This is a genomic window from Caballeronia terrestris (assembly GCF_001544515.1).
Lineage (GTDB): Bacteria > Pseudomonadota > Gammaproteobacteria > Burkholderiales > Burkholderiaceae > Caballeronia > Caballeronia terrestris.
In genome coordinates, this window is record NZ_FCOL02000009.1 from 83834 (window position 1) to 108209 (window position 24376).

The 24376-nt window shown below is 63.5% G+C and carries 24 protein-coding genes; 18 read left to right on the forward strand and 6 right to left on the reverse strand.

The annotated features are described in order from the left end of the window. The first annotated feature begins 251 nt into the window (after window positions 1-251). Window positions 252-704: a GNAT family N-acetyltransferase gene (locus tag AWB67_RS10605; protein WP_235025101.1), complete on the forward strand. Its 453-nt coding sequence runs from the start codon at window positions 252-254 to the stop codon at window positions 702-704. 453 nt (window positions 705-1157) lie between these two features. On the opposite strand, the gene AWB67_RS10610 is transcribed toward AWB67_RS10605, so the two are convergent. After that, on the reverse strand, window positions 1158-1337 hold the full coding sequence (locus AWB67_RS10610) for a hypothetical protein (protein WP_087656200.1): 180 nt from the start codon (window positions 1335-1337) through the stop codon (window positions 1158-1160). Window positions 1338-1388: 51 nt separating this feature from the next. Between AWB67_RS10610 and AWB67_RS10615 the strand changes: the two genes are divergently transcribed. Next, entirely contained in the window at window positions 1389-2162 is a 774-nt protein-coding gene (locus tag AWB67_RS10615; RefSeq protein WP_087656201.1) for a hypothetical protein, read from the forward strand. Window positions 2163-2256: 94 nt separating this feature from the next. Continuing rightward, complete coding sequence (locus tag AWB67_RS10620; protein ID WP_087656202.1) at window positions 2257-2967, forward strand: DUF2968 domain-containing protein; 711 nt, start codon at window positions 2257-2259, stop codon at window positions 2965-2967. 83 nt (window positions 2968-3050) lie between these two features. Here AWB67_RS10620 and AWB67_RS10625 read toward each other — a convergent pair whose 3' ends face one another. The 4 genes from AWB67_RS10625 to AWB67_RS10640 all read right to left on the reverse strand — a co-directional run bounded on the left by AWB67_RS10625 (window position 3051) and on the right by AWB67_RS10640 (window position 8198). Beyond that, window positions 3051-4445, reverse strand: coding sequence for a gamma-glutamyl-gamma-aminobutyrate hydrolase family protein (locus AWB67_RS10625; RefSeq protein WP_087656203.1), 1395 nt, complete (start codon window positions 4443-4445; stop codon window positions 3051-3053). A 132-nt stretch (window positions 4446-4577) separates the two neighbouring features. Then, window positions 4578-6338 carry a cation:proton antiporter gene (locus tag AWB67_RS10630; RefSeq protein ID WP_087656204.1) on the reverse strand — a complete coding sequence of 587 codons (1761 nt, stop codon included), beginning with the start codon at window positions 6336-6338 and terminating at the stop codon, window positions 4578-4580. 197 nt (window positions 6339-6535) lie between these two features. Beyond that, a complete protein-coding gene (glnK, locus tag AWB67_RS10635; RefSeq protein ID WP_087656205.1) occupies window positions 6536-6874 on the reverse strand; it encodes a P-II family nitrogen regulator in 339 nt (112 codons plus the stop codon). Window positions 6875-7055: 181 nt separating this feature from the next. Next, complete coding sequence (locus AWB67_RS10640; protein WP_087656282.1) at window positions 7056-8198, reverse strand: GNAT family N-acetyltransferase; 1143 nt, start codon at window positions 8196-8198, stop codon at window positions 7056-7058. A gap of 209 nt (window positions 8199-8407) precedes the next feature. Here AWB67_RS10640 and AWB67_RS10645 point away from each other — a divergent pair, with 209 nt between their 5' ends. Continuing rightward, window positions 8408-8707 (forward strand): GIY-YIG nuclease family protein, encoded by a 300-nt coding sequence (locus tag AWB67_RS10645; protein ID WP_087656283.1) that lies wholly within the window; start codon window positions 8408-8410, stop codon window positions 8705-8707. 62 nt (window positions 8708-8769) lie between these two features. Here the strand turns inward: AWB67_RS10645 and ppa are convergent, their stop codons facing one another. Next, on the reverse strand, window positions 8770-9297 hold the full coding sequence (gene ppa, locus AWB67_RS10650) for an inorganic diphosphatase (RefSeq protein WP_087656284.1): 528 nt from the start codon (window positions 9295-9297) through the stop codon (window positions 8770-8772). A gap of 194 nt (window positions 9298-9491) precedes the next feature. Between ppa and AWB67_RS10655 the strand changes: the two genes are divergently transcribed. The 14 genes from AWB67_RS10655 (at window position 9492) to ureA (ending at window position 24364) form a co-directional block, all read left to right on the forward strand. Then, window positions 9492-10931 (forward strand): aldehyde dehydrogenase family protein, encoded by a 1440-nt coding sequence (locus AWB67_RS10655; protein WP_087656206.1) that lies wholly within the window; start codon window positions 9492-9494, stop codon window positions 10929-10931. A gap of 14 nt (window positions 10932-10945) precedes the next feature. Next, window positions 10946-11704 carry an SDR family oxidoreductase gene (locus tag AWB67_RS10660; RefSeq protein WP_087656207.1) on the forward strand — a complete coding sequence of 253 codons (759 nt, stop codon included), beginning with the start codon at window positions 10946-10948 and terminating at the stop codon, window positions 11702-11704. A 150-nt stretch (window positions 11705-11854) separates the two neighbouring features. Beyond that, on the forward strand, window positions 11855-13171 hold the full coding sequence (locus AWB67_RS10665; RefSeq protein ID WP_087656208.1) for an MFS transporter: 1317 nt from the start codon (window positions 11855-11857) through the stop codon (window positions 13169-13171). Between the two features lie 340 nt (window positions 13172-13511). Next, entirely contained in the window at window positions 13512-14813 is a 1302-nt protein-coding gene (gene urtA / locus AWB67_RS10670) for an urea ABC transporter substrate-binding protein (RefSeq protein WP_087656209.1), read from the forward strand. Between the two features lie 129 nt (window positions 14814-14942). Then, the gene (gene urtB / locus AWB67_RS10675; protein ID WP_087656210.1) at window positions 14943-16574 is read left to right on the forward strand and encodes an urea ABC transporter permease subunit UrtB; all 1632 of its coding nucleotides are present in this window, start codon (window positions 14943-14945) and stop codon (window positions 16572-16574) included. 1 nt (window position 16575) lies between these two features. Beyond that, complete coding sequence (urtC, locus tag AWB67_RS10680) at window positions 16576-17772, forward strand: urea ABC transporter permease subunit UrtC (protein WP_087656211.1); 1197 nt, start codon at window positions 16576-16578, stop codon at window positions 17770-17772. A 59-nt stretch (window positions 17773-17831) separates the two neighbouring features. After that, entirely contained in the window at window positions 17832-18635 is an 804-nt protein-coding gene (urtD, locus tag AWB67_RS10685) for an urea ABC transporter ATP-binding protein UrtD (protein WP_200822207.1), read from the forward strand. Between the two features lie 31 nt (window positions 18636-18666). Continuing rightward, window positions 18667-19359: an urea ABC transporter ATP-binding subunit UrtE gene (gene urtE, locus AWB67_RS10690; RefSeq protein WP_087656213.1), complete on the forward strand. Its 693-nt coding sequence runs from the start codon at window positions 18667-18669 to the stop codon at window positions 19357-19359. A 44-nt stretch (window positions 19360-19403) separates the two neighbouring features. Continuing rightward, window positions 19404-20267, forward strand: coding sequence for an urease accessory protein UreD (locus tag AWB67_RS10695; RefSeq protein ID WP_087656285.1), 864 nt, complete (start codon window positions 19404-19406; stop codon window positions 20265-20267). A 184-nt stretch (window positions 20268-20451) separates the two neighbouring features. Further along, window positions 20452-21252, forward strand: coding sequence for a transporter substrate-binding domain-containing protein (locus tag AWB67_RS10700; protein ID WP_087656214.1), 801 nt, complete (start codon window positions 20452-20454; stop codon window positions 21250-21252). 29 nt (window positions 21253-21281) lie between these two features. Continuing rightward, on the forward strand, window positions 21282-21959 hold the full coding sequence (locus tag AWB67_RS10705; protein WP_087656215.1) for an amino acid ABC transporter permease: 678 nt from the start codon (window positions 21282-21284) through the stop codon (window positions 21957-21959). Then, window positions 21956-22606, forward strand: a complete 651-nt coding sequence (locus tag AWB67_RS10710) for an amino acid ABC transporter permease (protein ID WP_087656216.1) — start codon at window positions 21956-21958, stop codon at window positions 22604-22606. Before AWB67_RS10705 ends, AWB67_RS10710 begins: the two co-directional genes overlap by 4 nt. Next, window positions 22593-23312, forward strand: a complete 720-nt coding sequence (locus AWB67_RS10715) for an amino acid ABC transporter ATP-binding protein (RefSeq protein ID WP_087656217.1) — start codon at window positions 22593-22595, stop codon at window positions 23310-23312. Before AWB67_RS10710 ends, AWB67_RS10715 begins: the two co-directional genes overlap by 14 nt. A gap of 749 nt (window positions 23313-24061) precedes the next feature. After that, window positions 24062-24364 carry an urease subunit gamma gene (gene ureA, locus AWB67_RS10725; protein ID WP_087656219.1) on the forward strand — a complete coding sequence of 101 codons (303 nt, stop codon included), beginning with the start codon at window positions 24062-24064 and terminating at the stop codon, window positions 24362-24364. Window positions 24365-24376 lie beyond the last annotated feature (12 nt).

Below are 24376 nucleotides of genomic sequence, written 5' to 3' on the forward strand. Positions count from 1 at the left end.
TAAAACCCGGCGGCAAGCATCGGCAAGTCCGATGCGGCGCCGGAACAGGGGTGTTTCCGTCGGTTTTCGCAAGCCGCGAAGTGCTCAATATTAACTCGTGACGGCGAAATACGTCGCTGCGAACGTCGTCTAATTTCGCTCATCCTGATAAGAACGTCATCTTACATATGCCTATCTTCGGCCATACGGAACACCAACCCATCTTACGGTTACGCAAGGCGACGCGCGCGGACACGAAGCTCATCGCGCGAATGCACACAGAAAGCTGGGCGGCGGCGTATCGCGGCATCCTCCCCGACGATTTCCTCGACAAAGAAGCGCCCATCGAACGCGTGGCACATTGGGAAAAGCGCATGGTGGAACTCGAAGCGGGCGAAGGAATCGCGCTGATCGCCGAACTGGACGCGGTGCCGGTCGGCTTCGTCTGTCTCGCGAATCCGGACGCGAGCGGCAGCGTTCTCGTCGACAACCTGCACGCGCTGCCGGGTTATCGCGGTACGGGCGCCGGCAGCGCGATGCTCGATGCCGCGAAGGCGTGGGCGCGCGAGCGCGGCGCGAGTCGCCTGCACTTGTTGGTGCTGGAAGACAATCGGCCCGCGATCGGCTTCTATGAATCGCGCGGATGGCGCTTCGCTGCGCGCGAATACGACCACATGGGCGGCATCGATCTGGTTTCCCTCGTGTATTCCTACGAGCTCGATTAGACGCACTTGTTGGCACTACTGTCTTTTCCAAGCTTTGTCAAGCCTGGCTGCCGATCCGATGCATAACTCGGAGGGTTCTGATCGTTTTCGACTTCCTTGCTCCGTATGATCGCGGGTTGCTTTCATCGCCGGTCAGGGTGCTTTTTCCGCATCTGGTACCCGTTGTCTGGCGGTTCGTCAGGTGACTTTTACGGGCAGGCTGCTCGCCACGAGCAGCCCCGACGCGTGAATCCGGAAACAGAGAAGACCCATGACCGCTCCCATGATCGACGTGCAAGGCGACTTGCTTTTACCTACCTTGTATCCGCTTGCCAATCAGGCCGTGACCTTCGGTCGCGAATGGGCGTCAGCGCACGCGCGCCCCGCGTTCTCGGAGTACGAGGTTCCGTTCTACGCCGCGAAACTCCTGACGGCCTACGTCAGCGCGCTGACGTTGCGCGATTCGCCGTATGCCTACGCGCCATCCAATCTGTGGAACAAGCTGTCGCGCACGGAGTTCGAGGCGTTCATGCCACGCGCGACGGCGGCAGCGATCACGTCGGCGGCTGCGTCGAAGGCGACGGCGCCGTTCGAGCCGTTCGAAGCGGATTCGGACGGACCTCGCGTGGTTGCACCGGTCAGGCGGCAGGTCAACAGGAAGCTCGTGGGCGGCGCGATCGCGCTGGCGAGCGTCGGGCTGCTCGCTTGGCTGATGTTCGGTGCGGGCAGACGCGCAAGGACGAAAGCGGACGAGCCGAACTCACGCAGGCCGCGACGCCAGCGGCAACGCCCGCCGCGCCGGCGAGCTACGCCCCTGCTGCGGCGAGCGCGTTTCCCGCAGCCAACGAGCCCGTCGTTTCGAAGATCGCGAAAACTGTCACGGCGGCCAAGCCGGTCGCGGCGATCCCGGTCGATATCGCGGCGCGATCGAAGCCGGCTCCGACTCCGGTTCCGCGCGTCGCTGCGACTACCGGCGCGGTCGCGAAGTCCGCGACAGCCGATGTGAAGACCGTCGCGGTAGCGCAGCGCACGAAGTCGACGGCGGAGGAGATCTATCCCACGACCACGCGCGCCGCGAAGAAAGCACGGCGTACGGCGCGTCAGTCGGGCGTCGAAGAATTGCGCGGCAAGCGGCGCGGCGCGGCGGCATCGGCGGGGCGGACGCGCGGTGCCGGCTACGACCGCCTCGTCGCGATGCGCGACGGCGACGACGTCATCGAACAGGACACTTCGTATCGCCGTCCGGCTCGCGCGGTCGCGCGTCAGCCCGAGGCGCCGGTCGCACGCCCAGCCGCTCAACACGGCATGAGCGTCGCCGAGATGTACAACATGCTCCAGCACTCGCCAACGCTCGACGACAACAGTTCCCTCGCGCGCCCCTCGCCGCGCGGCCAGTCGAGCGCGGTCGAACCATCGAGCGGCAACCTGCGGCTCTCGAAGCAGCGCGTCACCGACGCCCCCGGCGACTTCACGAAGTGATGCACCCCGCGTTTGCAACCCGCGCCCGCCCCTGCGGCACCGGCCTGCGAGCGCGCCCAGATTTGCCTTTCCAACTTTTTCCGCTCCCCGCTCCATGACGCCTATCACTCAATTGCGGCACGCGACGCTTGCCGTCGCCATTGCCCTTTGCTCGGCGCTCGCGCCCGCCGCGCACGCACTCGAACTGCTCGCCCCGCCGCTTCCGGCAAGCGCCTCCGCCGCGTCGAATTCGAAACACATTTTCTCCCCCGACGATGACGCCGACGAAGCCGCTTCACAAGCGCAGGGCAACGTCGCGGAATTGAAGCAGATGGTGCAATCGAATCAACTCACCGAGTTGCGCACGACCTACAACGGCAGCTATGGCGCGACGTTCTTCTTCTATCCGCAGGATTTGGTGTATTACGTCGCGCTGTTCCAGGACAAGCGCTTCTGGCGCGTCGTGAAAACCCAGGACGATGCGCGCGCCGAAAGCGCCTGCGCGCAGTTCGCGCGCAAGAGCTACGACCTCGCCGACGGTGAAATCTGTCGGATGCAGTTGCAGTCGCAGAAGGCGCTGCTCGAACGCGTGATCGCGATATCGGATGATCGGGCGAAGCGTCTTTCCGCCGATCTGTCGATCGCGCGGGCGCAGGACAGCGAAGTCTCGCAGCGTCAGCAGCAGTTGCAGGTGGAATCGGTTGCGCTGCAGGGAGACAAGCTTTCCGCCGAACGTAAGCTGCGCGATTTGCAACGGCAAGTCGAGCAGCTTCAGCATCAGAACGAAGCCGGTTTGCCGTCGCTCGGCGTTACGTCGGAACGCTGAGCGACTTCACAAGACCATGCAAAAGGCCCGCTTGTCAGACAGCGGGCCTTTTGCATTTCAAGCGGTGTTCTTCAAAGCAAAGATCAGAACCGCGTCTCGCGCGCGACGCGCAGGAACGTATCGAGCAGCGGCGTGCAATCCAGCAGTTCCTCCCCGCCCGCCCGATGAAACTCCGGGTGCCACTGCACGCCGACGACGAACGGCGCCCGCCGATACCGCACCGCCTCGATGATCCCGTCCGATGCCGACACCGCCTCGATGTTCAGATCGCGCCCCACGGTCCGCACGGCCTGGTGGTGGATCGAGTTGACGATCGCGTCCTGGCGTCCAGGGAACATGTTGGCGAGCGTCGAGCCGTCGGGGAAGCGGATCGAGTGGCGATGCTGGTCGTACTGCTCGTTGACGTGGACGCCCGCCATCGGGACATCGGTTGCGATGTCCTGATACAGCGTCCCGCCGAACGCGACGTTGATCAACTGGCAGCCGCGGCACACGCCGAGCACGGGCTTGCCCGACTCGATGAACTCGTGCAGCAGCTCCAGTTCGTACATGTCGCGCACGCGATCGCCGGGCCATTCGGGACGCGTCGCCGCTTCCTCATACGACTGCGGCGAGACATCGGCGCCGCCTTGCAGCAGTAGACCGTCGAGATGCTTCGCGTAGTCGCGAAGACGGATGTTGCTCGGATGCAGCATGCCCTGATGGCCGACCGTCGGAATCATGAACACGAGCACGTCGCGCGACATCACCCAGTGAGCGATCGATTCCTCCAGATACTGCAGCGTCTTGCCGCGCAGGCCCTTCGCGCCCGGCTCCGGGTGAAAGATCCGCGCCGATACGCCGATGCGCAACGTGCGCTGCGTGATCCGCTGCCCCGCGCGATCGAAGATCTGGCGTGCGCGCGCCGCCATCACGCGGCCGAATACAGACCACGCCGAATCCGTGCGCTTCAGGTACGCGGGCGGCGCCTGCGCGCCGGGCGGCGGGTTCGGGGGAATCGGCGGGGGGTTCGACGCGGTGATGTCCGGCGTGGACGTGAAGTCGGAAGGCAGGCTCGTCGTGCGGAATTCGACCGTCTCCACTTCCTCCGCCTTCAACGCGGCTTCCGCTTCCGTCGCGGTTTCAATGTTCGCGGCGAGGTTCGCCCTCGCCGCCGCCGGGTTACCCGCGCGCACGCTCGCTTCCTGCGCGGCCGTCGCGCTTGCCGCCGACGCCCGCCCTGCGCGCGCTTCGGCACGCTGGGCAGCAGCTTTGTCGGTCGGCTCGACGTTCGATGCGCTCGCGGGCTGGTCGGTCGATGCGCGCTCGGCGGCGCTCGCCTGTGGACCGGGTGCGGCCGCCGCAGGAATTCCCGAGGGAGTGGAAGGCGCCGTCGTGGACGAAGCGGCTTTGCTGTCAGCGCCGGCCGATGATGCCGAAGCCGCGCTGGAAGATGATTCGCCGGGTGTTCCGGCGTCAGGCGTTTTATTTTCGCTCATTCCGTTTCAGGCGCTTTGTGCGCTGTGAGAATGGACAGAAGTTGATTATCCGCCTCTGGTCCGGACGCGGCAAACCGTCAAACAATTGCTCACATTATTGCCGGAACCGGATGAATCGCGCATCGGAAAGGATCACGAGTGGTCGCGCGGCTCCTCGAAGGTCTCGCGCAACGCGATCTGCATCGTCGCGTGGATCTTCACGCACCAGCGCCACAATACCGTGAGCAACAGCGCCGCGCAAAGCAGCACGGCGATCATCAGGCCGAACGGCGGCAGGATCGCGCCCGAGAGCGCCGCCACCAGCAGGAACACGCCGAACATCGCGACGATCGGAATCAGGCCGGAAATCGTCGAGCGGATCGCGCTAGTGAAGCGCCCCGCCTTCGCCGGCTGCACGCTGACTTCGGCGAGCAAAAGCGCGAGCGATTCAAGCTTGCGATACACGGCGACGAGAAACGGCATCGACACGACGAGCGCCGCGCTCCAAAGCACGACGCGCTGTGCATCGTTCGTCTGCAGCCAGCGCGACAGATACTCGGTCGCGTACGGCGCGGAATACGACGCGCCCAGGAAAATCGCCGCGACGAGCGCGAGATTCACCGCGATCTGCAGCACGATGCGCCGCGTCATGCTGAAGATCGTCGGCGCGCCGGACTCCGGGCGGATGCTCGCTAGCCACTGCGAATAGAGCCCGAACGTGTTGGCGATCGGCGCGGGCATCGAGCGGGCGATGCGCAGCGTGATCGGATCGGCGGCGCGGATCAGGTAGGGCGTGAAGAGCGTCGTGAGCGCCGAGACGGCGACCGCGATCGGGTAGAGGAAGCCGCTCGTCACCTTCAGCGACAACCCGAGCGACGCGATGATGAACGAGAACTCGCCGATCTGCGCGACGCTCATGCCGACGCGCATCGACGTGCGTCCGTCCTTGCCCGCTAGGAACGTGCCGAGCCCGCACGACACGATCTTGCCGACCACGACCGCGAACGTGATGACGGCGATCGGCCACGCGTAGTCGATCAGCACCGTCGGGTTCAGCAGCAGGCCGATCGTCACGAAGAAGATCGCGGAGAACATGTCGCGCACCGGCGCGATCACCCGTTCGATGCGATGCAGGCTGCGCGCTTCTGCCATGATCGCGCCGATCAGAAACGCGCCGAGCGCGATGCTGTAGTCGAGCTTCACGACCAGCAGGCAAAAGCCGAAGCAGAAGCCGAGCACGGTCACGAGCAGCATTTCATCGCTTTTCGCGCGCGCGACGTAATCGAGCACGCGCGGCACGATCAGGATGCCGACCACGAGCGACACCGTCATGAAAAGCAGCAATTGCCCCAGCGTCGCGAACGCCACGCCCGCGCTCACCGAACCCGTCTGCGCGATGCCGGAGAGCAGCACGAGCATTGCGATCGCGAGAATATCCTCGACGATCAATATCCCGAAAATGAGCTGCGCGAACTCCTCGCCCTTCATGCCGAGCTCGGAGAGCGCCTTGACGATGATAGTCGTCGACGAAATGGCGAGCACGGCGCCGAGAAACAGCGAATCCATCGAGTTCCAGCCGAACCAGCGGCCGATCTCATAACCGATCCAGATCATCAGCACGATCTCGGAAAGCGCCGCGACAAACGCCGTCGCGCCGACCTTGAAGAGTTTGCGCAGGCTGAATTCAAGCCCGAGCGAAAACATCAGGAACACGACGCCGAGTTCGCCGAGCGTCTGGATCGTGGCTTCGTCGTGGATTAGCTGGAACGGCGGCGTATACGGCCCGATGATCACGCCCGCGACGATGTACCCCAGCACCACCGGCTGCCTCAAGCGATGAAAAAGCACCGTCACGACGCCCGCGATCGCCATGATCACTGCCAGATCCTGGATAAAGCCGATCGCGTGGTGCATTCACAAATCCTTACAAAAAGTTGACGGAGACGGCGATGTTACCGCATCGACTTTTGGAGTAGCCGGCGGGTTCGAAAAATTCGGGATGGCGATGCGAGGGCACGGCAAGGCATGCGCCGTCGAAATGCGGCCCGCACGCGCGCCGCAATGGTGCACGCGTGGGGCCGCGAGAATTTGCTGCTGCGAAGGGCGCCGAGTCAGACGGCGGCTTCGTTTTCCTCACCGGTGCGGATACGGATGACGCGCTCGACGTCGGCGACGAAAATCTTGCCGTCGCCGATCTTGCCGGTGCGCGCCGCGCCGACGATCGCATCGATAACCTGCTCGGTCTGGTCGTTCGCGACGACCACTTCGATCTTCACCTTCGGCAGGAAATCGACGACGTATTCCGCGCCGCGATATAGCTCGGTGTGGCCTTTCTGACGGCCGAAGCCCTTCACTTCCGTGACCGTCAGACCCGTGAGGCCGACTTCGGCCAGTGCTTCGCGAACTTCGTCGAGCTTGAACGGTTTGATGATTGCGGTGATGCGTTTCATGGCTAGCCTCGTTTCGGGTGGTCTTTCGGATGGTCGGTATCGTCGAACTCTGACAGATGCATTCGATTCTAGACGGCTTTCATCGAGCCAGCGATTCGTTCAACCACGAGGTGCAATCGATCACGTCAATCGAGGGCTACGACGTCGATCCATAATGGTGCAACCTGGGCTGCGCACTGTCTCACGTCTTCTTCCTGAACGGCGTGTGCGCTTCGAGTTCGCCGATGTGTTGTTCCATCGCAGCGGTTTCCTCATCGAGAAACTCGCCGATCGCATGCGCGAACCGCCGGTCGGCGATCCAGTGCGCGGACCACGTCGGCGTCGGCAACAGCCCGCGCGACATCTTGTGCACCCCCTGCGCGCCGCCCTCGAAGCGAGCAAGCCCGTGCTCGATGCAATATTCGATGCCCTGCATGTAGCACGTCTCGAAGTGCAGCCCCGACACGAACTCGCGCGTGCCCCAATATCGCCCATACATCACGTCGCCGCCGATCATGTTGAGCGCGCACGCAAGGCGCTCGCCATCGGCTTCGGCGATCACGAGCAGGATGCTTTCGGGCGCCGCCGCGTGGATCACGGCGAAGAACTCGCGCGTGAGATACGGCGGGTTCCAGTGCTCGCGATACGTGTTCTCGTAGCACGAGTAGAAGAAATCGAGCGCCGCCTCGTCGACCTGCGCGCCGCGCAGCCACGTGTAGGTCACGCCCGCCTCGCTCACGTGACGGCGATCCTGCTTCACCTTCTTGCGCTTGTCGTGGCTCATCGCCGCGAGGAAGGCGGCGAAGCTCTCGTAGCCGTCGCCGGGCAGGTTCTCCCAGTGGAACTGGACGCCTTCGCGCAGCATGTATCCGGCATCCGTCAGCGCTTCGAGATCCTGCTGCTGCGGAAACAGCACATGCAGCGACGACAGTTCCAGCCGCTTCGTCAGCTCGATTGCACCACGCGCGAGCATCACGCGGTCCGCGTGGTTCGCGGCGATCAGGCGCGGCCCGGTCACCGGCGAAAACGGCACGGCGGACAGCGCCTTCGGGTAATAGCGAATGCCGTGGCGCTCGAAGGCGTCGGCCCAGGCGTGGTCGAATACGTATTCGCCGCGTGAATGCGACTTCAAATAGAGCGGCATCGCGCCGGCGAGCTGGCCGCCGCGCTTGAGCAAGAGATGATGCGCGCGCCAGCCGGTGCGTGCGATCGCGCAGCGCGTGTCCTTCAGCGCGGATAGAAACTCGTGCCGCACGAACGGATTGTCGCCGGCGAGGCGGTTCCAGTCATCGGAGGAGACACCTTCGAGCGTTTCGACCACATGTATTTCGACGTCGCGATTCAAGAGCCGTCCCCGCTGAATGATCGATGCACGGCGCGCAGTCGACGAAATGCGCGCCGCAAAGGGGCTATTCTCGCGCAAGTCGAAAAAATGCGTCGATTGTGTCGGGAACGCTTATTTGGCTTTTGCTAGTCGCGCTGGTTCGCCCGAAAGCGGTGCTCTCGGCGATAATGCGCGGCAATTTCCACCGTTTTGAGACGACGCACGACGCCATGCCGTGGTTCCTGTACCTGATCGAATGCGCCGATGGCAGCATCTACACGGGCATCGCAACCGATGTCGACGCGCGCTTCGAAAAGCATTCGAGCGGAAAAGGCGCGCGTTATACGCGTTCGCGGAAACCCGTGCGTGTGCTGGCTTCGTTCGAGCTAGTGGGGAGATCGGAGGCGTCGCGCGCGGAGTATTGGGTCAAGCGGCTGAGCGCGATCGAAAAGCGCGCGTTGATCGCGGGAGTGCGGACGCTGGAATCGGTGATGCCGGTGCCGGAGCCGGAGGAAAACCCGGAGGTCTAGCTAGTATTCCAGGCATGGAAAAGGCCGCGTGCTCGATCCACACGCAGCCTCTTCAAACCCGCTTACTTCTTGTAGTTCGCGACGCCGTCGGTGATTTCCTGGTGCGCGGCATCGACGCCCGCCCAGCCTTCGACCTTCACCCACTTGCCTTTCTCGAGCGCCTTGTACTGCTCGAAGAAGTGCTTGATCTGGTCCTTCAGGTACTCGGGCACGTCGTCGACCGTCTTCATGTGCGCCGTCATCGGGCAGATCTTGTCGTGGCACACCGCGACGAGCTTCGCATCCACGCCCGATTCATCGGTCATCTGCAGCATGCCGAGCGCGCGGGCGCGCACGACCGAGCCCGCCAGCAGCGGAAACGGCGTGATGACGAGGACGTCGACGGGGTCGCCGTCGCCGGAGAGCGTCTGCGGGATGAAGCCGTAGTTGGCCGGATAGCGCATGCCCGTGCCGATGAAGCGGTCGACGACGAGCAGCCCCATGTCCTTGTCCGCTTCGTATTTGACGGGATCGCTTTGCGCCGGGATTTCGATGATGACGTTGAAATCCTGCGGAAGATCCTTGCCCGGGGGTACGTTATTGAAGCTCATGAGCGCTCTCTGAGAAAGTTGAGGTTCTGAAGCCGGATGATGCGCGCCGCGCCGGAGCAGCTGAGACTGCGGCATGAAACCGCGCGAATGCGTCATTATAGCCAATCGAGACCCGCATTCAGACTCGTCCGATGGCGCGATAATCGGGTGAGACGGACGCGGCGAAACGCGCACCGGAATCCAGGAGACAGTGCATGGAAGAAGCGAAGCATTTCATCGGCAACCGATGGGTCGCGCCGGCCGTCGGCGAAACGATCCCCGTCGTCGATCCGTCCGACGGCCAGGTGTTCTCGCAGCTCGCGCGCGGCAACGCCGCCGACATCGACCGCGCCGTGCAATCCGCGCGCGCCGCCTACGACGGCGCCTGGGGCCGCACGAGCGCCGCGGACCGCGGGCGCATGCTCGCGCGCCTGTCGATGCTGATCGGCGCGTGCCACGACGAGATCGCGCAGCTCGAAGCCCGCGACACCGGCAAGCCGCTCAAGCAGGCGCACGCGGACGCGGCGGGTGTCGCGCGCTACTTCGAGTTCTACGCGGGCGCCGCCGACAAGCTGCACGGCGAAACCCTGCCCTACCAGACCGGCTACACGGTCCTCACGATCCGCGAGCCGCACGGCGTGACCGGGCACATCGTGCCGTGGAACTATCCGCTGCAGATTTTCGGGCGCAGCGTCGCGGCGGCGCTCGCGGCGGGCAACGCGTGCGTCGTGAAACCGGCCGAGGACGCGTGCCTGTCGGTCCTGCGCATCGCCGAGCTCGCCGCCGAGGCGGGCCTGCCCGAAGGCACGCTCAACATCGTGACGGGCTACGGCTACGAGGCGGGCGCCGCGCTCGCACGGCATCCGGGGATCGATCACATTTCGTTCACCGGCTCGCCCGCGACGGGCGCGGCGGTCGTCAAGATGGCGGCGGACAACCACGTCCCCGTGACGCTGGAGCTCGGCGGGAAGTCGCCGCAAATCGTCTTCGCCGATGCCGATATCGACGCCGCTCTGCCGGTGCTCGTCTCGGCGATCGTGCAGAACGCCGGGCAGACGTGCTCGGCGGGCAGCCGCGTGCTGATCGAGCGCGCCGCGTACGAACCGCTGCTGGAACGGCTCGCCGAGGCGTTTTCCGCGCTGAAGGTCGGTCCGAGCAAACTCGATCTCGACTGCGGGCCGCTCATCAGCGCGAAGCAGCAGCAGCGGGTGTGGGATTTCCTCTCCGATGCGCAGCACGACGGCATCGCGATGGCGGCGCATGGCGAAGTGGTGTCGGAGGCGCCGGAAGCGGGGTTCTACCAGGCGCCGACCTTGTTGCGCGACGTCCCGCGCACGCACCGGCTCGCGCGAGAGGAAGTGTTCGGCCCGGTGCTCGCGGCGATGCCCTTCGACTCCGAAGACGACGCCCTGCGCCTCGCCAACGACACGAACTACGGCCTCGTCGCCGGGATCTGGACGCGCGATGGCGGCCGCCAGATGCGCCTCGCGCGCCGCGTGCGCTCGGGGCAGGTGTTCATCAACAACTATGGCGCGGGCGGCGGCGTCGAATTGCCATTCGGCGGCGTCAAGCATTCGGGACACGGGCGCGAAAAGGGCTTCGAGGCGCTCTACGGCTTCACCGTCCTGAAAACCATCGCGATTAAACACGGCTAAAAAAAGGAGACAACATGCGACTGCAAGGCAAAACGGCGATCGTGACAGGCGGCGGTTCGGGCTTTGGCGAAGGCATCGCGAAGACGTTCGCGCGCGAAGGGGCGAACGTCGTCGTGAACGATCTGAACGGGGCGTCGGCCGAGCGCGTGGCGAGCGAGATCGCGCTCTCGGGAGGCCGCGCGATCGCGGTCGCCGGCGACGTCACGAAACAGGCCGACTGGAAAACCCTCTTCGACGCCGCCATCGAGGACTTCGGCAGCGTGCAGGTCGTCGTGAACAACGCGGGCACGACGCACCGGAACAAGCCGGTGATGGAAGTGACCGAAGCCGAGTTCGATCGCGTCTATGCAGTGAACGTGAAGAGCATCTACTGGAGCGTCGAGCAGTTCGTGCCGTACTTCCGGCGCCAAGGCGGCGGCGCGTTCATCAACATCGCGTCGACGGCGGGCGTGCGGCCGCGGCCGGGCCTCGTCTGGTACAACGGCAGCAAGGCGGCGGTGATCATCGCGAGCAAGGCGCTCGCCGTCGAACTCGGGCCTGACCGCATCCGGGTGAACTGCATCAATCCGGTGATGGGCGAAACCGGTCTCCTGTCCGAATTCATGGGCATGGAGGACACGCCCGCGAACCGCCAGAAGTTCCTCGCGACGATTCCGCTCGGGCGCCTCTCGACGCCGCAGGACATCGCGAACGCCGCGCTCTACCTCGCTTCCGACGATGCCGAGTTCATCACCGGCGTGAGCCTCGAAGTCGACGGCGGACGCTGCGTCTGACGCCCGGCACGCGGGCGCGATCGGGCGCTCGCTCATCAGTGTTTTCCCCATCCAAAACAGCCGCTTGGCGCCCATCCGAGCGGCTAGAATCCAGCAGCATCGGGTTTTTTACAAAACCATTTCGATTAAATAAAAATTGAGGAGACAGGTATGGCCAGCACCGCCAATCCGTTGCAGCGCCCCGGCGCCGGGGCGCCTTCCGCGTTCGAGGAAGCCACGTATCGCAAGGTCGCGTGGCGGCTTTCGCCACTGCTTCTGATCTGCTACGTCGTCGCGTACCTGGACCGCGTAAACGTCGGCTTCGCGAAGCTGCAGATGAGCACCGACCTCGGTCTCTCGGACGCCGTCTACGGCTTCGGCGCCGGCATCTTTTTCTTCGGCTACTTCATCTTCGAGGTGCCGAGCAACGTGATCCTCCACAAGGTCGGCGCGCGCGTGTGGATCGCGCGGATCATGATCACGTGGGGCATCATCTCCGCGCTCACGATGTTCATCACCACGCCGACGATGTTCTACGTGATGCGCTTTCTTCTCGGCATCGCGGAAGCGGGCTTCTTCCCCGGGATCATCCTGTACCTCACCTACTGGTATCCGGCGCATCGGCGCGGGCGCATGACGTCGCTCTTCATGACGGCGATCGCGCTGTCCGGCCTCATCGGCGGGCCGGTGTCGGGCTGGATCATGAAGTCCTTCGATGGCGTCAACCACTGGCACGGCTGGCAATGGCTGCTGCTGCTCGAAGGGATTCCGTCGATCGTCGTCGGCCTCGTGGTGTTCTTCATGCTCGACGACCGCATCTCGAAGGCGAAGTGGCTGACACAGGAAGAGCGCGAACTGCTCGAGCGCAACATCGCCGCGGACAACGTCGAGAAGGAAGACATGTCGATCGGCATGATCTTTTCGAGCCCGAAGGTGTGGCTCATGAGCCTGATCTACTTCTCATTCGTGATGGGGCTCTACGGCGTGAGCTTCTGGCTACCGACGATCATCAAGGCGACCGGCGTGACCGATGCGCTCTCCATCGGCCTGCTCTCCGCGATTCCGTACGGCGCGGCGGTGGTCAGCATGCTGGTGGTCGCGAAGAGCGCGGACAAGCGCGGCGAGCGCCGCTGGCACATCGCGATTCCGGCGGTGCTCGGGTCGATCGGGCTCGTGCTCTCGGTGATCTGGGCGAACAACACGGCGCTCGCGATGCTCGGCCTCACGCTCGCGACGATGGGCATCCTCACGACACTGCCGCTCTTCTGGAGCCTGCCGACGGCGTTTCTCGCGGGCACGGGCGCGGCGGCCGGTATTGCGATGATCAACTCGCTCGGGAACCTCGCCGGTTTCCTGAGCCCGTATCTCGTAGGTTGGCTCAAGCAGGCGACCGCTTCGAATTCGAGCGGGATGTACATGCTTGCGGGGTTCCTGATTTTCGGCGCGCTGCTCGTGCTGAGCGTGCCGGCGCGCACCGTGAACCGCTGAAGCAACTGTCTTAACAAAGGGCTTCCGTTTCGCGGCGGAAGCCCTTTTTCATTGGCTCGCCGCCCGTGTGAGCCAAGGCGCCAGGCCTCAGCGAAGCGCCGTTGCGCACCTCGATGAGGCACGTCCTCGCGCCAATGCACCAAAACACCCCGCGCCGCCATCAGCCCACTCCTCTCCGCTCTTCATCAAACACCCGCCAAACCCCCGCCAATTCAGCATCTATTGCATATTGGCATATCCCTTGCAGTAACAAATGCGCTGCTCGTCCGCCCAAGGCGGGAAAGCCAGCCAGAACACGTGCTCTTTACGGCTCACACAACATATCGGCAAGGGGAAACACATGAAACGACGCAGTCTCCTGAAATTCGGCTCGATGTCCGGCGCGCTCGCGGTCGCGGGACAATTGCCGATCTCGAAAGCGCAAGCCGCCGATACCGGCCCGATCAAGGTCGGCATCCTGCATTCCCTGTCGGGCACGATGGCGATCTCCGAGACGTCGCTGAAAGACACCGCCCTCATGACCATCGCCGACATCAACAAGAACGGCGGCGTGATGGGCCGCAAGCTCGAGCCGGTCGTCGTCGATCCGGCCTCCAACTGGCCGCTCTTCGCCGAGAAGGCACGTCAGCTTCTGACGCAGGACAAGGTGGCCGTCGTGTTCGGCTGCTGGACCTCGGTTTCGCGCAAGTCGGTGCTGCCCGTCTTCGAGGAACTGAATGGCCTCCTCTTCTACCCTGTGCAGTACGAAGGCGAAGAGATGTCGCGCAATGTGTTCTACACGGGCGCCGCGCCCAACCAGCAGGCGATTCCCGCCGTCGAGTACCTGATGGGCGCCGAAGGCGGCAACGCCAAGCGCTTCTTCCTGCTTGGCACTGACTACGTGTACCCGCGCACGACCAACAAGATCCTGCGCGCCTTCCTCCACTCGAAGGGAGTCAAGGATGAGGATATACAAGAGGTCTACACACCGTTCGGACATAGCGACTATCAGACCATCGTCGCGAACATCAAGACTTTCTCGCAGGGCGGCAAGACGACGGTCGTCTCGACGATCAACGGCGACTCGAACGTTCCGTTCTACAAGGAACTGGGCAACCAGGGCCTGAAAGCGACCGACGTGCCGGTCGTCGCCTTCTCGGTCGGCGAGGAAGAACTGCGCGGTATCGATACGAAGCCGCTCGTCGGGCACCTCGCGGCGTGGAACTACTTCATGTCGGTGAAGAACACGAACAACAAGAAGTTCGAGACCGAATGGGCCGAATGGGTCAAGTCGCAGAACCTGCCGGGCGGCACGAAGCGCGTGACGAACGACCCGATGGAAGCGACCTTCGTCGGCATCCACATGTGGAAGCAGGCCGTCGAGAAGGCGAAGAGCACGGATGTCGACAAGGTGCGTGTCGCGATGATCGGCCAGTCGATGGCCGCGCCCTCGGGCTTCACGCTGACGATGGACGGCAACCACCATCTGCACAAGCCGGTGATGATCGGCGAAATCCGCGGCGACGGGCAGTTCAACGTCGTGTGGAAGACGAAGACCGCGATCCGCGCGCAGCCGTGGAGCCCGTATATCGCCGGCAATCAGGGCAAGCCGGATGTCGTGTCGTCGATCCCGGCGTTCCTGCGCCGTTCGCGCGTGGCGTGAGCATCGCGTTTTTAGCCTGACGTGCTGAAGCCTTACCGCCGCGACCATTGCAATGTTTGCAACGTTGCACGCAACACGCTTGGGCGCGGCGTCTTCACGAGAACGCCCAGCCTCACCTGAAAGGCCATCATGACCGGTTTGCCTGGAAACACCCTCGCGCGCGCCGCACGCCGCGCGCTCTGCGCCGTGTTGCTCGCCTGCGCGCCGCTCGCCGCGTTCGCAGCCCTCTCCGCCGACGATCTCGCCCCGCTCGGCGCCGACGATTTCGATGCCAAATCCGCCGCCATCGACAAGCTCGTCGCCAATGCCGACGCCCCCTCGATCGCGGTGCTCAACGCGCTCGCGGACGGCTCGCTCGTCGCGACCGACAAGGGCCAGGTGCTCGTGCAGACCGACGACGGCAACAAGGACCCGCTGACCGGCAAGGCCGTGGAAGCACCCGATGCGCAATCGATCACGCTGAACAACCTGCTGCGCGCGAAGGTCGCGGGCGCGTTGTCGGCGCTGCAGCTCGCCTCCACCGATGTCGCGAAACGCCGCGACGCCGTCGCCGCGTTGCTGAAGAATCCCGATCCGACGATGAAGCCGCTCATCGACAAGGCGCGCGCCGGCGAAACCGATGCCGATTTGAAGAAGCGCCTCGACACGCTCTGGGCGATGACCGCGCTGCACGATCCCGACGCGAAGAATCGCCTGGAAGCAGTGCAGCTCGTCGTCGCGCGGCATGACCTCGACATGAATGAACTGCTGCGTCCGCTCGTCGCGAAGAAAGCGGACGGCACGTTCAACGAATCCGATGAACGCGTGCGCGCCGCAGCGCAGGCAGGCATCGCAGACCTCGACTCGATCCAGCGGCGCGGCCAGATCGCGGGCACGCTGTTCGCGGGGCTCTCGCTCGGCAGCGTGCTCTTGCTCGCCGCGCTCGGCTTGGCGATCACGTACGGCCTGATCGGCGTCATCAACATGGCGCATGGCGAGTTCCTGATGATCGGCGCGTACGCCACGTATGTCGTGCAGAACGTCGTGCAGCATTACGCGCCCGCCGCGTTCAACTGGTATCCGCTCTTCGCGGTGCCGGTGTCTTTCGCGGCGGCGGCGGTGGTCGGCATCGTGCTCGAACGGCTCGTGCTGAAGCATCTCTACGGACGCCCGCTCGAAACGCTGCTGACGACCTTCGGCATCAGCCTGATCCTGATCCAGGCGACGCGCACGATCTTCGGCGCGCAGAACGTGCAGGTGACGAACCCGTCGTGGATGAGCGGCGGCGTCAACGTGATGCAGAACCTGATCCTCCCGTACAACCGCCTGACGATCCTCGGCTTCTCGATCGTCGTCGTGTTCATCGCGTGGGCGGTGCTGACGAAGACGCGCCTCGGTCTCTTCGTGCGCGCCGTGACGCAGAACCGCCGCATGGCGGCGTGCGTCGGCGTGAAAACCGCGCGCGTCGATTCGTACGCATTCGCGTTCGGCGCGGGCATCGCGGGACTCGGCGGCTGCGCGCTCTCGCAGATCGGCAACGTCGGGCCGGACCTCGGCCAGAGCTACATCATCGATTCGTTCATGGCGGTCGTGCTCGGCGGCGTCGGGCAGTTGGCGGGAACGGTCATCGGCGGCTTCGGCCTCGGGCTCATCAGCAAGACGATCGAGCCGTTCTGGGGCGCGGTGCTCGCGAAGATCGCGGTGCTCGTGCTCATCGTGTTGTTCATCCAGAAGCGTCCTCAGGGCATGTTCGCCCTGAAGGGCCGCAGCGCGGAGGCTTGAGATGACCGCTTCCTCGACCGATGTCGGCGCGAATCTCGACGTCGCGCCGCAACCCGACGAACGCGCGCGGCTTGAAGGCTTCGCGCTCGGCCTGCCGCCGCGCGCCGCGCTCCTGCCGCGCAACGGCTGGCTCGCGCTCGTCGCGCTGATCCTCGCGATGGGCATCTGCGTGCCGATCGCCGCGCTCGTCTTGCCGGAGACGAGCACGTTCCACCTCTCCGCGTACGCGATGACGCTGATCGGCAAGCTCATGTGCTACGCGATCGGCGCACTCGCGCTCGATCTCGTGTGGGGCTACTGCGGCATCCTGAGCCTCGGGCACGCGCTCTTCTTCGCGCTCGGCGGCTATGCGATGGGCATGTACCTGATGCGCTCGATCGGGCGCGAAGGCACGTATCAGAGCGACCTGCCCGACTTCATGGTGTTCCTCGACTGGCACAAGCTGCCGTGGTACTGGGAGGGCACCGAGCATCTCTGGTACGCGCTCGCGCTCGTCGTGCTGGTGCCGGGCATTCTCGCGTGGGTGTTCGGCTTCTTCACGTTCCGCTCGCGCGTGAAGGGCGTGTACCTGTCGATCATCACGCAGGCGATGACGTTCGCCGCGATGCTGCTCTTCTATCGCAACGAGACGGGCTTCGGCGGCAACAACGGCTTCACGGACTTCAAACGCATCGCAGGCTTTCCGATCACGCATCCGGGCACGCGTACCGCCCTCTTCCTGATCACGTTCGCGGTGCTCGTGCTTGCGTTCATCGCGGCGCGTGCGATCGTCACGTCGAAGCTCGGGCGCGTGGTCACCGGCGTGCGCGACGGCGAAGCGAGGCTGATGTTCTTAGGCTATAGCCCGCTCGCTTACAAGCTCTTCATCTGGACCGTGTCGGCAGTGTTGTGCGGCATCGCGGGGGCGCTCTATGTGCCGCAAGTTGGCATCATCAATCCGAACGAGATGTCGCCGGCGAACTCGATCGAGATGGCGATCTGGGTCGCGGTCGGTGGTCGTGGCACGCTGATCGGACCGATTGTGGGAGCGTTCGCGGTGAATGGCGCGAAGAGTTTTTTCACGGCGAATTTCCCTGAATACTGGCTGTTTTTCCTTGGGCTCATCTTCACGCTCGTGCCGCTTCTCTTGCCGCAGGGAATCATGGGATTGATCGACATGGCGCTGCGCCGCAAGAAGACCGGAGGGCATGCGCAATGACCGCACACAACGCGTTGATCGTCGACTTGCCGCCCTTGCCGGAAGTCAGCGAACGCAACATGAACGGCATCACGGGGCTGGGGCATATCCTGGCGCCCGGCGAGATCGACATATCGCACGGCACGATTCTTTATCTCGAAGACGTGACCGTTTCCTTCGATGGCTTTCGCGCGCTGAACAAGCTGACACTGTCGATCGACGTCGGCGAGTTGCGCTGCGTGATCGGCCCGAACGGCGCTGGCAAGACGACGATGATGGACGTCGTCACCGGCAAGACGCGTCCCGACGGCGGAAAGGTCTTTCTCGGGCAGACGCTGGATTTGACGCGGATGTCGGAGCCGGTGATCGCGCGTACCGGCATCGGGCGCAAGTTTCAGAAGCCGACGGTGTTCGAGAACCATCCGGTGTGGGAGAACCTCGAACTCGCGATGAAGACCGATAAGGGGTGGTTTGCTTCGTTGCGCGCGCGGCTGGATCGTAGTGCGCAGGCTCGCATCGAAGAGACGCTCGAATTGATTCGCCTGCAGCATGACGCGACGCGCGCTGCGGGTGAGCTTTCGCACGGGCAAAAGCAGCGGCTGGAGATCGGGATGTTGCTGATGCAGCAGCCTGCCCTTTTGCTGCTCGATGAGCCGGCTGCGGGCATGACCGATCACGAGACGATGGAACTCGCGGAATTGCTCAACAAGCTGCGCGGGACCTGTTCGATGATGGTCGTCGAGCACGATATGGAGTTTGTCGCCGCGCTTTCTGGAGCGACCGGAAAGGTCACTGTGATGGCCGAAGGAAGCGTGCTTGCGGAAGGTACGCTCGACGAGGTCAAGCGCAATGAAGCGGTGATCGAATCGTACTTGGGGCGCTAGCGCGCAAGTGCATCAAACAGGATACAAACCCATGCTGGAAGTCGATTCCCTTAACCAGTACTACGGCGGCAGCCACATCCTCCGCGATGTGAAGATGACGGTGCCCGACGGAAAGCTGACAGTACTGCTCGGCCGCAACGGCGTCGGCAAGACGACGCTCCTGCGCTGCCTGATGGGCGTCGTGCCGACCAAAAGCGGCACGATCACCTGGCGCGGCGCGAAGATCTCTTCGATGCCGACTTACAAGCGCGTCGCGAACGGCCTGGCCTACGTGCCGCAAGGCCGCGATATCTTCGGCCGCCTCACCGTCGAAGAAAACCTGATGGTCGGTGCTGCAAGCCGCAAGGCGCCGTCGAAAGTGCCGGACCGCATCTACGAACTCTTCCCCGTCCTGCGCGACATGAAGAGCCGCCGCGGCGGCGACCTCTCCGGCGGACAGCAGCAGCAACTCGCCATCGGCCGGGCGCTCATGAGCGAACCCCAACTGCTGATCCTCGATGAACCGACCGAAGGCATCCAGCCATCGATCATCCAGGACATCGGGCGCACGTTGCGGCAACTCGTCGATGAAATGGGCATGACGGTATTGCTCGTCGAGCAGTATTACGACTTCGCACGCGAACTCGCCGACCGCTACTGGGTCATGAGCCGCGGCGAGATCGTCGCGGGCGGCGAAGGCACCGACATGGAAGCGCACGGCGTGAGGGAGTTGATCGCAGTGTGAATGCGGCCGTACCATTGCGGCTCCATCCGTCACGCCTCGCATTCATGCACCACGCACCCCACGCAGCGCTCACACCCGCCGACGAATGGCACGGTCGCCTCGAACTCGGCTTCACGCGGCAACACGCGCGCACGGTGCTCACGCATCGCAGGCACGAAGGGCCGCTGCGCCTGCAACGGCCGCTTTATCCCGAAGGCGATGCGACTTGCCACGCGGTGATCGTGCATCCGCCGGGCGGCGTCGCGGGCGGCGACCGGCTCGCCATCGACATCGATCTTGCGGCGCAAACGCACGCCGTCATCACGACACCTGGCGCCACCAAGTGGTACAAGTCTAACGGCAAGCTCGCGACTCAGCGTATCGACATTCGCGGTGGCGCGGGCGCGAAGCTCGACTGGCTGCCGCAGAACAACATCGTGTTCGAGTCGTCGAATGTGGAGCTCGCCTTCACGCTGACTCTCGACGACGACGCCACCGCCATCGGCTGGGACGCGATGCAACTCGGCCGCCAGTCCTCGGGCGAACGATGGTCCGATGGCAGACTCGCGGCCACATCGAGCATCCGGACTAGCGACGGCCGCTTGCGATGGTTCGAACGCGCCCATCTCAGCGCCGACGATCCGCTGCGCGATGCGCCGCAAGGTCTTGCTTCGTTCCCCGCCTACGGCACGCTCTGGGCCATCGGCCCTACTTGCGACGACGCCCTCGCCGAATCGCTCACCGCCCATCTTCCCTTCGACGACACCCTGCGCGCCGCCGCCTCGTGCGTAGCTCCTGGCGTGCTGATCGTGCGCGCCGTCAGCCGCTCGATGGAGCCGCTGCAACGCGCACTCACCGATTGCTGGATGCAGTTGCGTCCGCTGGTCCACGGCATCGATGCGAAGCCTTTGCGTCTCTGGACGACTTGATCTGGCGCACCAAAGCAGCGCTTTATTGCGCCCGATTTTGTGCGTGTTAGCTTGAACGATGACGCCAAGGCTTGCGGGCTCTAAGCCTAGGCGCGATGGCATGACTCTCGCTTAAGTGATCCGGCTCAAGCTCGCGCCTACGCAAAGAAGGCTTAGGCGCGCAACACACATAACAGGATCATCGATGAATCACACGCTTTCCCGCGCGCGCCGCACGGCTCTCACCGCCCTCATCGCGGTGCCCCTCTTCGCTCTCGCACCGGTCGCGGCCCACGCCGACGCCGTCGATACGATCACGAAGAGCGGCACGCTGCGCGTCGCGGTGCCGGAAGACTATCCGCCGTTCGGCGCGGTCGGTGCCGACATGAAGCCGCAAGGCTATGACATCGACATGGCGGGCGTCCTCGCCAAGGCGATGGGCGTGAAGCTCGAACTCGTGCCGGTCAACAGTGCGAACCGCATTCCGTATCTCACGACGAACAAGGTCGATCTCGTGATTTCATCGCTTGGCAAGACGCCTGAGCGCGAGAAGGTCGTCGATTTCTCGACCGCTTATGCGCCGTACTTCCAGGGCGTGTTCGGTCCCGCCGACATCAAGGTGGCCGGCCCCGCCGACCTGACCGGCAAGACGGTCGGCGCGACGCGTGGCGCACTCGAAGAAATCGCGCTCACGCAGATGGCGCCGAACGCGACGATCAAGCGCTTCGAGGACAACAACGCAACGATCTCCGCGTTCCTTTCGGGCCAGGTGCAACTGATCGCGGCGGGCAACATCGTCGCGGCTGCGATTCTCGCGAAGAACCCGCCGCGCCGTCCGGAAGCGAAGTTCGTCATCAAGAATTCGCCGTGCTTCGTCGGCATGAACAAGAACGAGCCGCGCCTCGTCGCGAAGGTCGATGCGGCCATCGAGCAGGCTAAGAAGGACGGCACGCTCGAAGGGATGTCGAAGAAGTGGTTCGGCCAGCCGCTGCCCGCGAGCCTCTAACACGCATATAAATTAAGGCAACGCTTTTAATGGCCTATGAACTTCAATTTGGCGATCTCGGCGAATACGTCGGCATGTTCACGAGCGGCGGCGCGACGACGCTCGCCCTCACCGCCGTCTCGACGGCGCTCGGCATCGCCGTTGGCGTAGCGGGTGCGGCGGGCAGCGGCAGCAAGCACACGTGGTTACGCGGCCTCGTGCGAGGCTATGTCGAAGCGATCCGCAATACGCCGTTCATCGTGCAACTGTTCTTCGTGTTCTTCGGCCTGCCCGCATTGGGCGTGCATCTCGGCGAATATACAGCGGCCGTTCTCGCGATGACGCTGAACCTCGGCGCGTATTCGGTGGAGATCATCCGCTCGGGGATCGCCGCGGTGCCGAAGGGTCATCTGGAAGCGGCGGCATCGCTTGCGATGTCGCGCGGACAGACCTTCCGGCACGTCGTATTGCCGCAGGCGATCGCCAAGGTCTTCCCCGCGCTATCGAGCCAGATCGTCATCACGATGCTCGGCTCGGCTGTCGTCTCGCAGATCTCGGTGCCCGATCTCACGTATGCGGCGAGCTACATCCAGTCGCGCAACTTCCGCGCGTTCGAAACCTACTTCCTGATCACGGCGGCCTATCTCGTGATGGCGATCATTTTGCGCTTGCTGCTCAACTCGGCCGGCAAGCGCCTCTTCTCACGCAATCTGCGAGGCGCGCGATGATCGAATTCACCTTTGAGCAGATCCTCACGAACCTGCTGCTCGCCGCGCGCTGGACGATCGTTTTGTCGATCGTGTCGTTCATTGCGGGCGGCGTGGTCGGCTTTGCGCTGCTCGTGATGCGCGTATCGAAGTCGCGCTTGCTGCGCACGATCGTGAAGGGCTATATCGAAGTGTTTCAGGGCACGCCGCTGCTGATGCAACTGTTCCTCGTGTTCTTCGGCTTGCCGCTGCTCGGCATCGAGGTATCGCCGTGGATCGCCGCGACGGTCGGCCTCACGCTCTTTACGAGCGCTTATCTCGCGGAGATCTGGCGCGGCTGCGTCGAGGCGGTTCCGAAGGGGCAATGGGAGGCGTCGTCGAGTCTCGCGATGAATTACTTCGAGCAGCTTCGTCACGTGATTTTGCCGCAGGCCGCGCGAATCGCGGTGGGGCCGACGGTCGGTTTCGGCGTGCAGGCCGTGAAGGACACGGCGCTCGTCTCGATCATCGGCTTTACCGAACTCACCAAGGCCGGCACGATGATTTCGAACGCCACGTTCAAGCCGTTTCTCGTGTATGGCCTCGTCGCCGTGATTTATTTCGTGCTTTGTTATCCGCTCACTCGCTACGCGCGCACGCTGGAAAGGAAATGGAATGCCGCTCGTTGAAACACGCAGTCTCAAGAAGCAGTTTGGATCGAACCAGGTCCTGAAGGGCATCGATTTTTCGGTCGAGCCTGGACAGGTCGTGGCGATCATCGGACGTAGTGGCTCGGGCAAGAGCACGCTGCTGCGCACGTTGAACGGCCTTGAAAGCATCGACGAAGGCTCGATCGAAATCGACGGCGAGCACATGGATGCGCGCCATGCGGATTTGCGTGCGCTGCGCTTGAAAGTCGGCATGGTGTTTCAGCAATACAACCTCTTTCCGCATCTGACGGCTGGCCAGAATGTGATGCTGGCGCAGACGGTGGTCAAGAAAGTGCACAAGGCGAAGGCTCGCGCGACTGCCGAGCAAGTGCTCGAACGGGTGGGTCTCGCGGACAAGTTCAATGCTTATCCGGAGCAACTGTCGGGCGGGCAGCAACAGCGCGTTGCGATCGCCCGGGCGCTTGCAATGAAGCCTACCGTTCTGCTTTGCGATGAGATTACTTCGGCACTCGATCCTGAACTGGTCGGTGAGGTGCTCGCCGTTGTGGAAGACCTCGCGCGCGACGGGATGACCCTGATCATGGTCACGCATGAGATGCGCTTTGCGCGGAGGGTGAGCAACAAGGTCGTATTCATGCACCAAGGGCGTGTGTGGGAAAGCGGCACGCCGGAGGAGATTTTTGAACGGCCGACCACGATTGAATTGCAGAAGTTTATTCAATGATTTTTGATGGCTTGGGGTGGGGTGGGGTGGGGTTAAGTGAACACCGTTTGATGCGCTCGCGCTTTTAGGGAACTTGTTTTCTTGTCGGTCTATTTGCTCTGCCCCTGTCCGGGGCGGGACTCACTTTCTTTGCTGCTGCAAAGAAAGTAAGCAAAGAAAGCAGCTTCCAACCGCCAAAGCTAAGAAACCCTCACTCGCGTATCAACGGATTGGCGCTGGAGAGTAAGTGTCGCCCTCACGGTAGAACCGGGCTTGGCTCGCGGACCCACTGTGGCAACTCGCAGTACACCGGAGAGGTGCAGCAGTCATACATCCGTCCTCGCGCTACGCGCTCAGACGTTGGTGCACGGCGCGGGGAATTAAGGCAAGCAGGGAGCGCAAGCAAAAGATGGCTTTTGTGAACCCGACGTCGGAGCGAAGCGAGGACGGCGCCAAACGGAGCGCATACCACTCAGAGGAAGTGCGCGTTGCCACAGTGGGTCCGCGAGCCAAGCCCGGTTCTGCCGTGAGGGCGACACTTACTCTCCAGCGCCAATCCGTTTCTATGCGAGTGAGGATTTGTTAGCGCTGGCGGTTGGAAGCTGCTTTCTTTGCTTACTTTCTTTGCAGCAGCAAAGAAAGTGAGTCCCGCCCCGGACAGGGGCAGAGCAAATAGACCGTTAAGAATGCAAGTTCCATAGAACCACGAGCGCATCAAACGGTGTAACTTAACGCAACCCGCCTAAAGCGAAGCGAAACAAGACCAACCGATGAAACTCACCCCAAGAGAAAAAGACAAGCTACTGATTTTCACGGCTGCGCTATTAGCGGAACGCCGCCGCGCCCGCGGCCTGAAACTGAACTATCCGGAAGCCGTCGCCTTCATCTCGGCAGCGCTGATGGAAGCGGCCCGCGACGGCAAGACCGTCGCCGATGTGATGCACTACGGCACCACCTTGCTGACCCGCGATGACGTCATGGAAGGCGTCCCCGAGATGATCCCCGACATCCAGATCGAGGCCACCTTCCCCGACGGCACGAAGCTCGTGACCGTCCATCATCCGATCCCCTGATCAAAGAGGAAC

What these genes read in the sequence shown, in the direction of transcription:
- AWB67_RS10605 (WP_235025101.1), top strand. Translation starts at nt 252, where the DNA reads ATGCACACAGAAAGCTGGGCGGCGGCGTATCGCGGCATCCTCCCCGAC.
- AWB67_RS10620 (WP_087656202.1), top strand. Translation starts at nt 2,257, where the DNA reads ATGACGCCTATCACTCAATTGCGGCACGCGACGCTTGCCGTCGCCATT.
- AWB67_RS10625 (WP_087656203.1), bottom strand. Translation starts at nt 4,445, where the DNA reads ATGAGCGAAAATAAAACGCCTGACGCCGGAACACCCGGCGAATCATCT.
- AWB67_RS10630 (WP_087656204.1), bottom strand. Translation starts at nt 6,338, where the DNA reads ATGCACCACGCGATCGGCTTTATCCAGGATCTGGCAGTGATCATGGCG.
- glnK (WP_087656205.1), bottom strand. Translation starts at nt 6,874, where the DNA reads ATGAAACGCATCACCGCAATCATCAAACCGTTCAAGCTCGACGAAGTT.
- AWB67_RS10645 (WP_087656283.1), top strand. Translation starts at nt 8,408, where the DNA reads ATGCCGTGGTTCCTGTACCTGATCGAATGCGCCGATGGCAGCATCTAC.
- ppa (WP_087656284.1), bottom strand. Translation starts at nt 9,297, where the DNA reads ATGAGCTTCAATAACGTACCCCCGGGCAAGGATCTTCCGCAGGATTTC.
- AWB67_RS10655 (WP_087656206.1), top strand. Translation starts at nt 9,492, where the DNA reads ATGGAAGAAGCGAAGCATTTCATCGGCAACCGATGGGTCGCGCCGGCC.
- AWB67_RS10660 (WP_087656207.1), top strand. Translation starts at nt 10,946, where the DNA reads ATGCGACTGCAAGGCAAAACGGCGATCGTGACAGGCGGCGGTTCGGGC.
- AWB67_RS10665 (WP_087656208.1), top strand. Translation starts at nt 11,855, where the DNA reads ATGGCCAGCACCGCCAATCCGTTGCAGCGCCCCGGCGCCGGGGCGCCT.
- urtA (WP_087656209.1), top strand. Translation starts at nt 13,512, where the DNA reads ATGAAACGACGCAGTCTCCTGAAATTCGGCTCGATGTCCGGCGCGCTC.
- urtB (WP_087656210.1), top strand. Translation starts at nt 14,943, where the DNA reads ATGACCGGTTTGCCTGGAAACACCCTCGCGCGCGCCGCACGCCGCGCG.
- urtC (WP_087656211.1), top strand. Translation starts at nt 16,576, where the DNA reads ATGACCGCTTCCTCGACCGATGTCGGCGCGAATCTCGACGTCGCGCCG.
- urtD (WP_200822207.1), top strand. Translation starts at nt 17,832, where the DNA reads ATGAACGGCATCACGGGGCTGGGGCATATCCTGGCGCCCGGCGAGATC.
- urtE (WP_087656213.1), top strand. Translation starts at nt 18,667, where the DNA reads ATGCTGGAAGTCGATTCCCTTAACCAGTACTACGGCGGCAGCCACATC.
- AWB67_RS10695 (WP_087656285.1), top strand. Translation starts at nt 19,404, where the DNA reads ATGCACCACGCACCCCACGCAGCGCTCACACCCGCCGACGAATGGCAC.
- AWB67_RS10700 (WP_087656214.1), top strand. Translation starts at nt 20,452, where the DNA reads ATGAATCACACGCTTTCCCGCGCGCGCCGCACGGCTCTCACCGCCCTC.
- AWB67_RS10705 (WP_087656215.1), top strand. Translation starts at nt 21,282, where the DNA reads ATGGCCTATGAACTTCAATTTGGCGATCTCGGCGAATACGTCGGCATG.
- AWB67_RS10710 (WP_087656216.1), top strand. Translation starts at nt 21,956, where the DNA reads ATGATCGAATTCACCTTTGAGCAGATCCTCACGAACCTGCTGCTCGCC.
- AWB67_RS10715 (WP_087656217.1), top strand. Translation starts at nt 22,593, where the DNA reads ATGCCGCTCGTTGAAACACGCAGTCTCAAGAAGCAGTTTGGATCGAAC.
- ureA (WP_087656219.1), top strand. Translation starts at nt 24,062, where the DNA reads ATGAAACTCACCCCAAGAGAAAAAGACAAGCTACTGATTTTCACGGCT.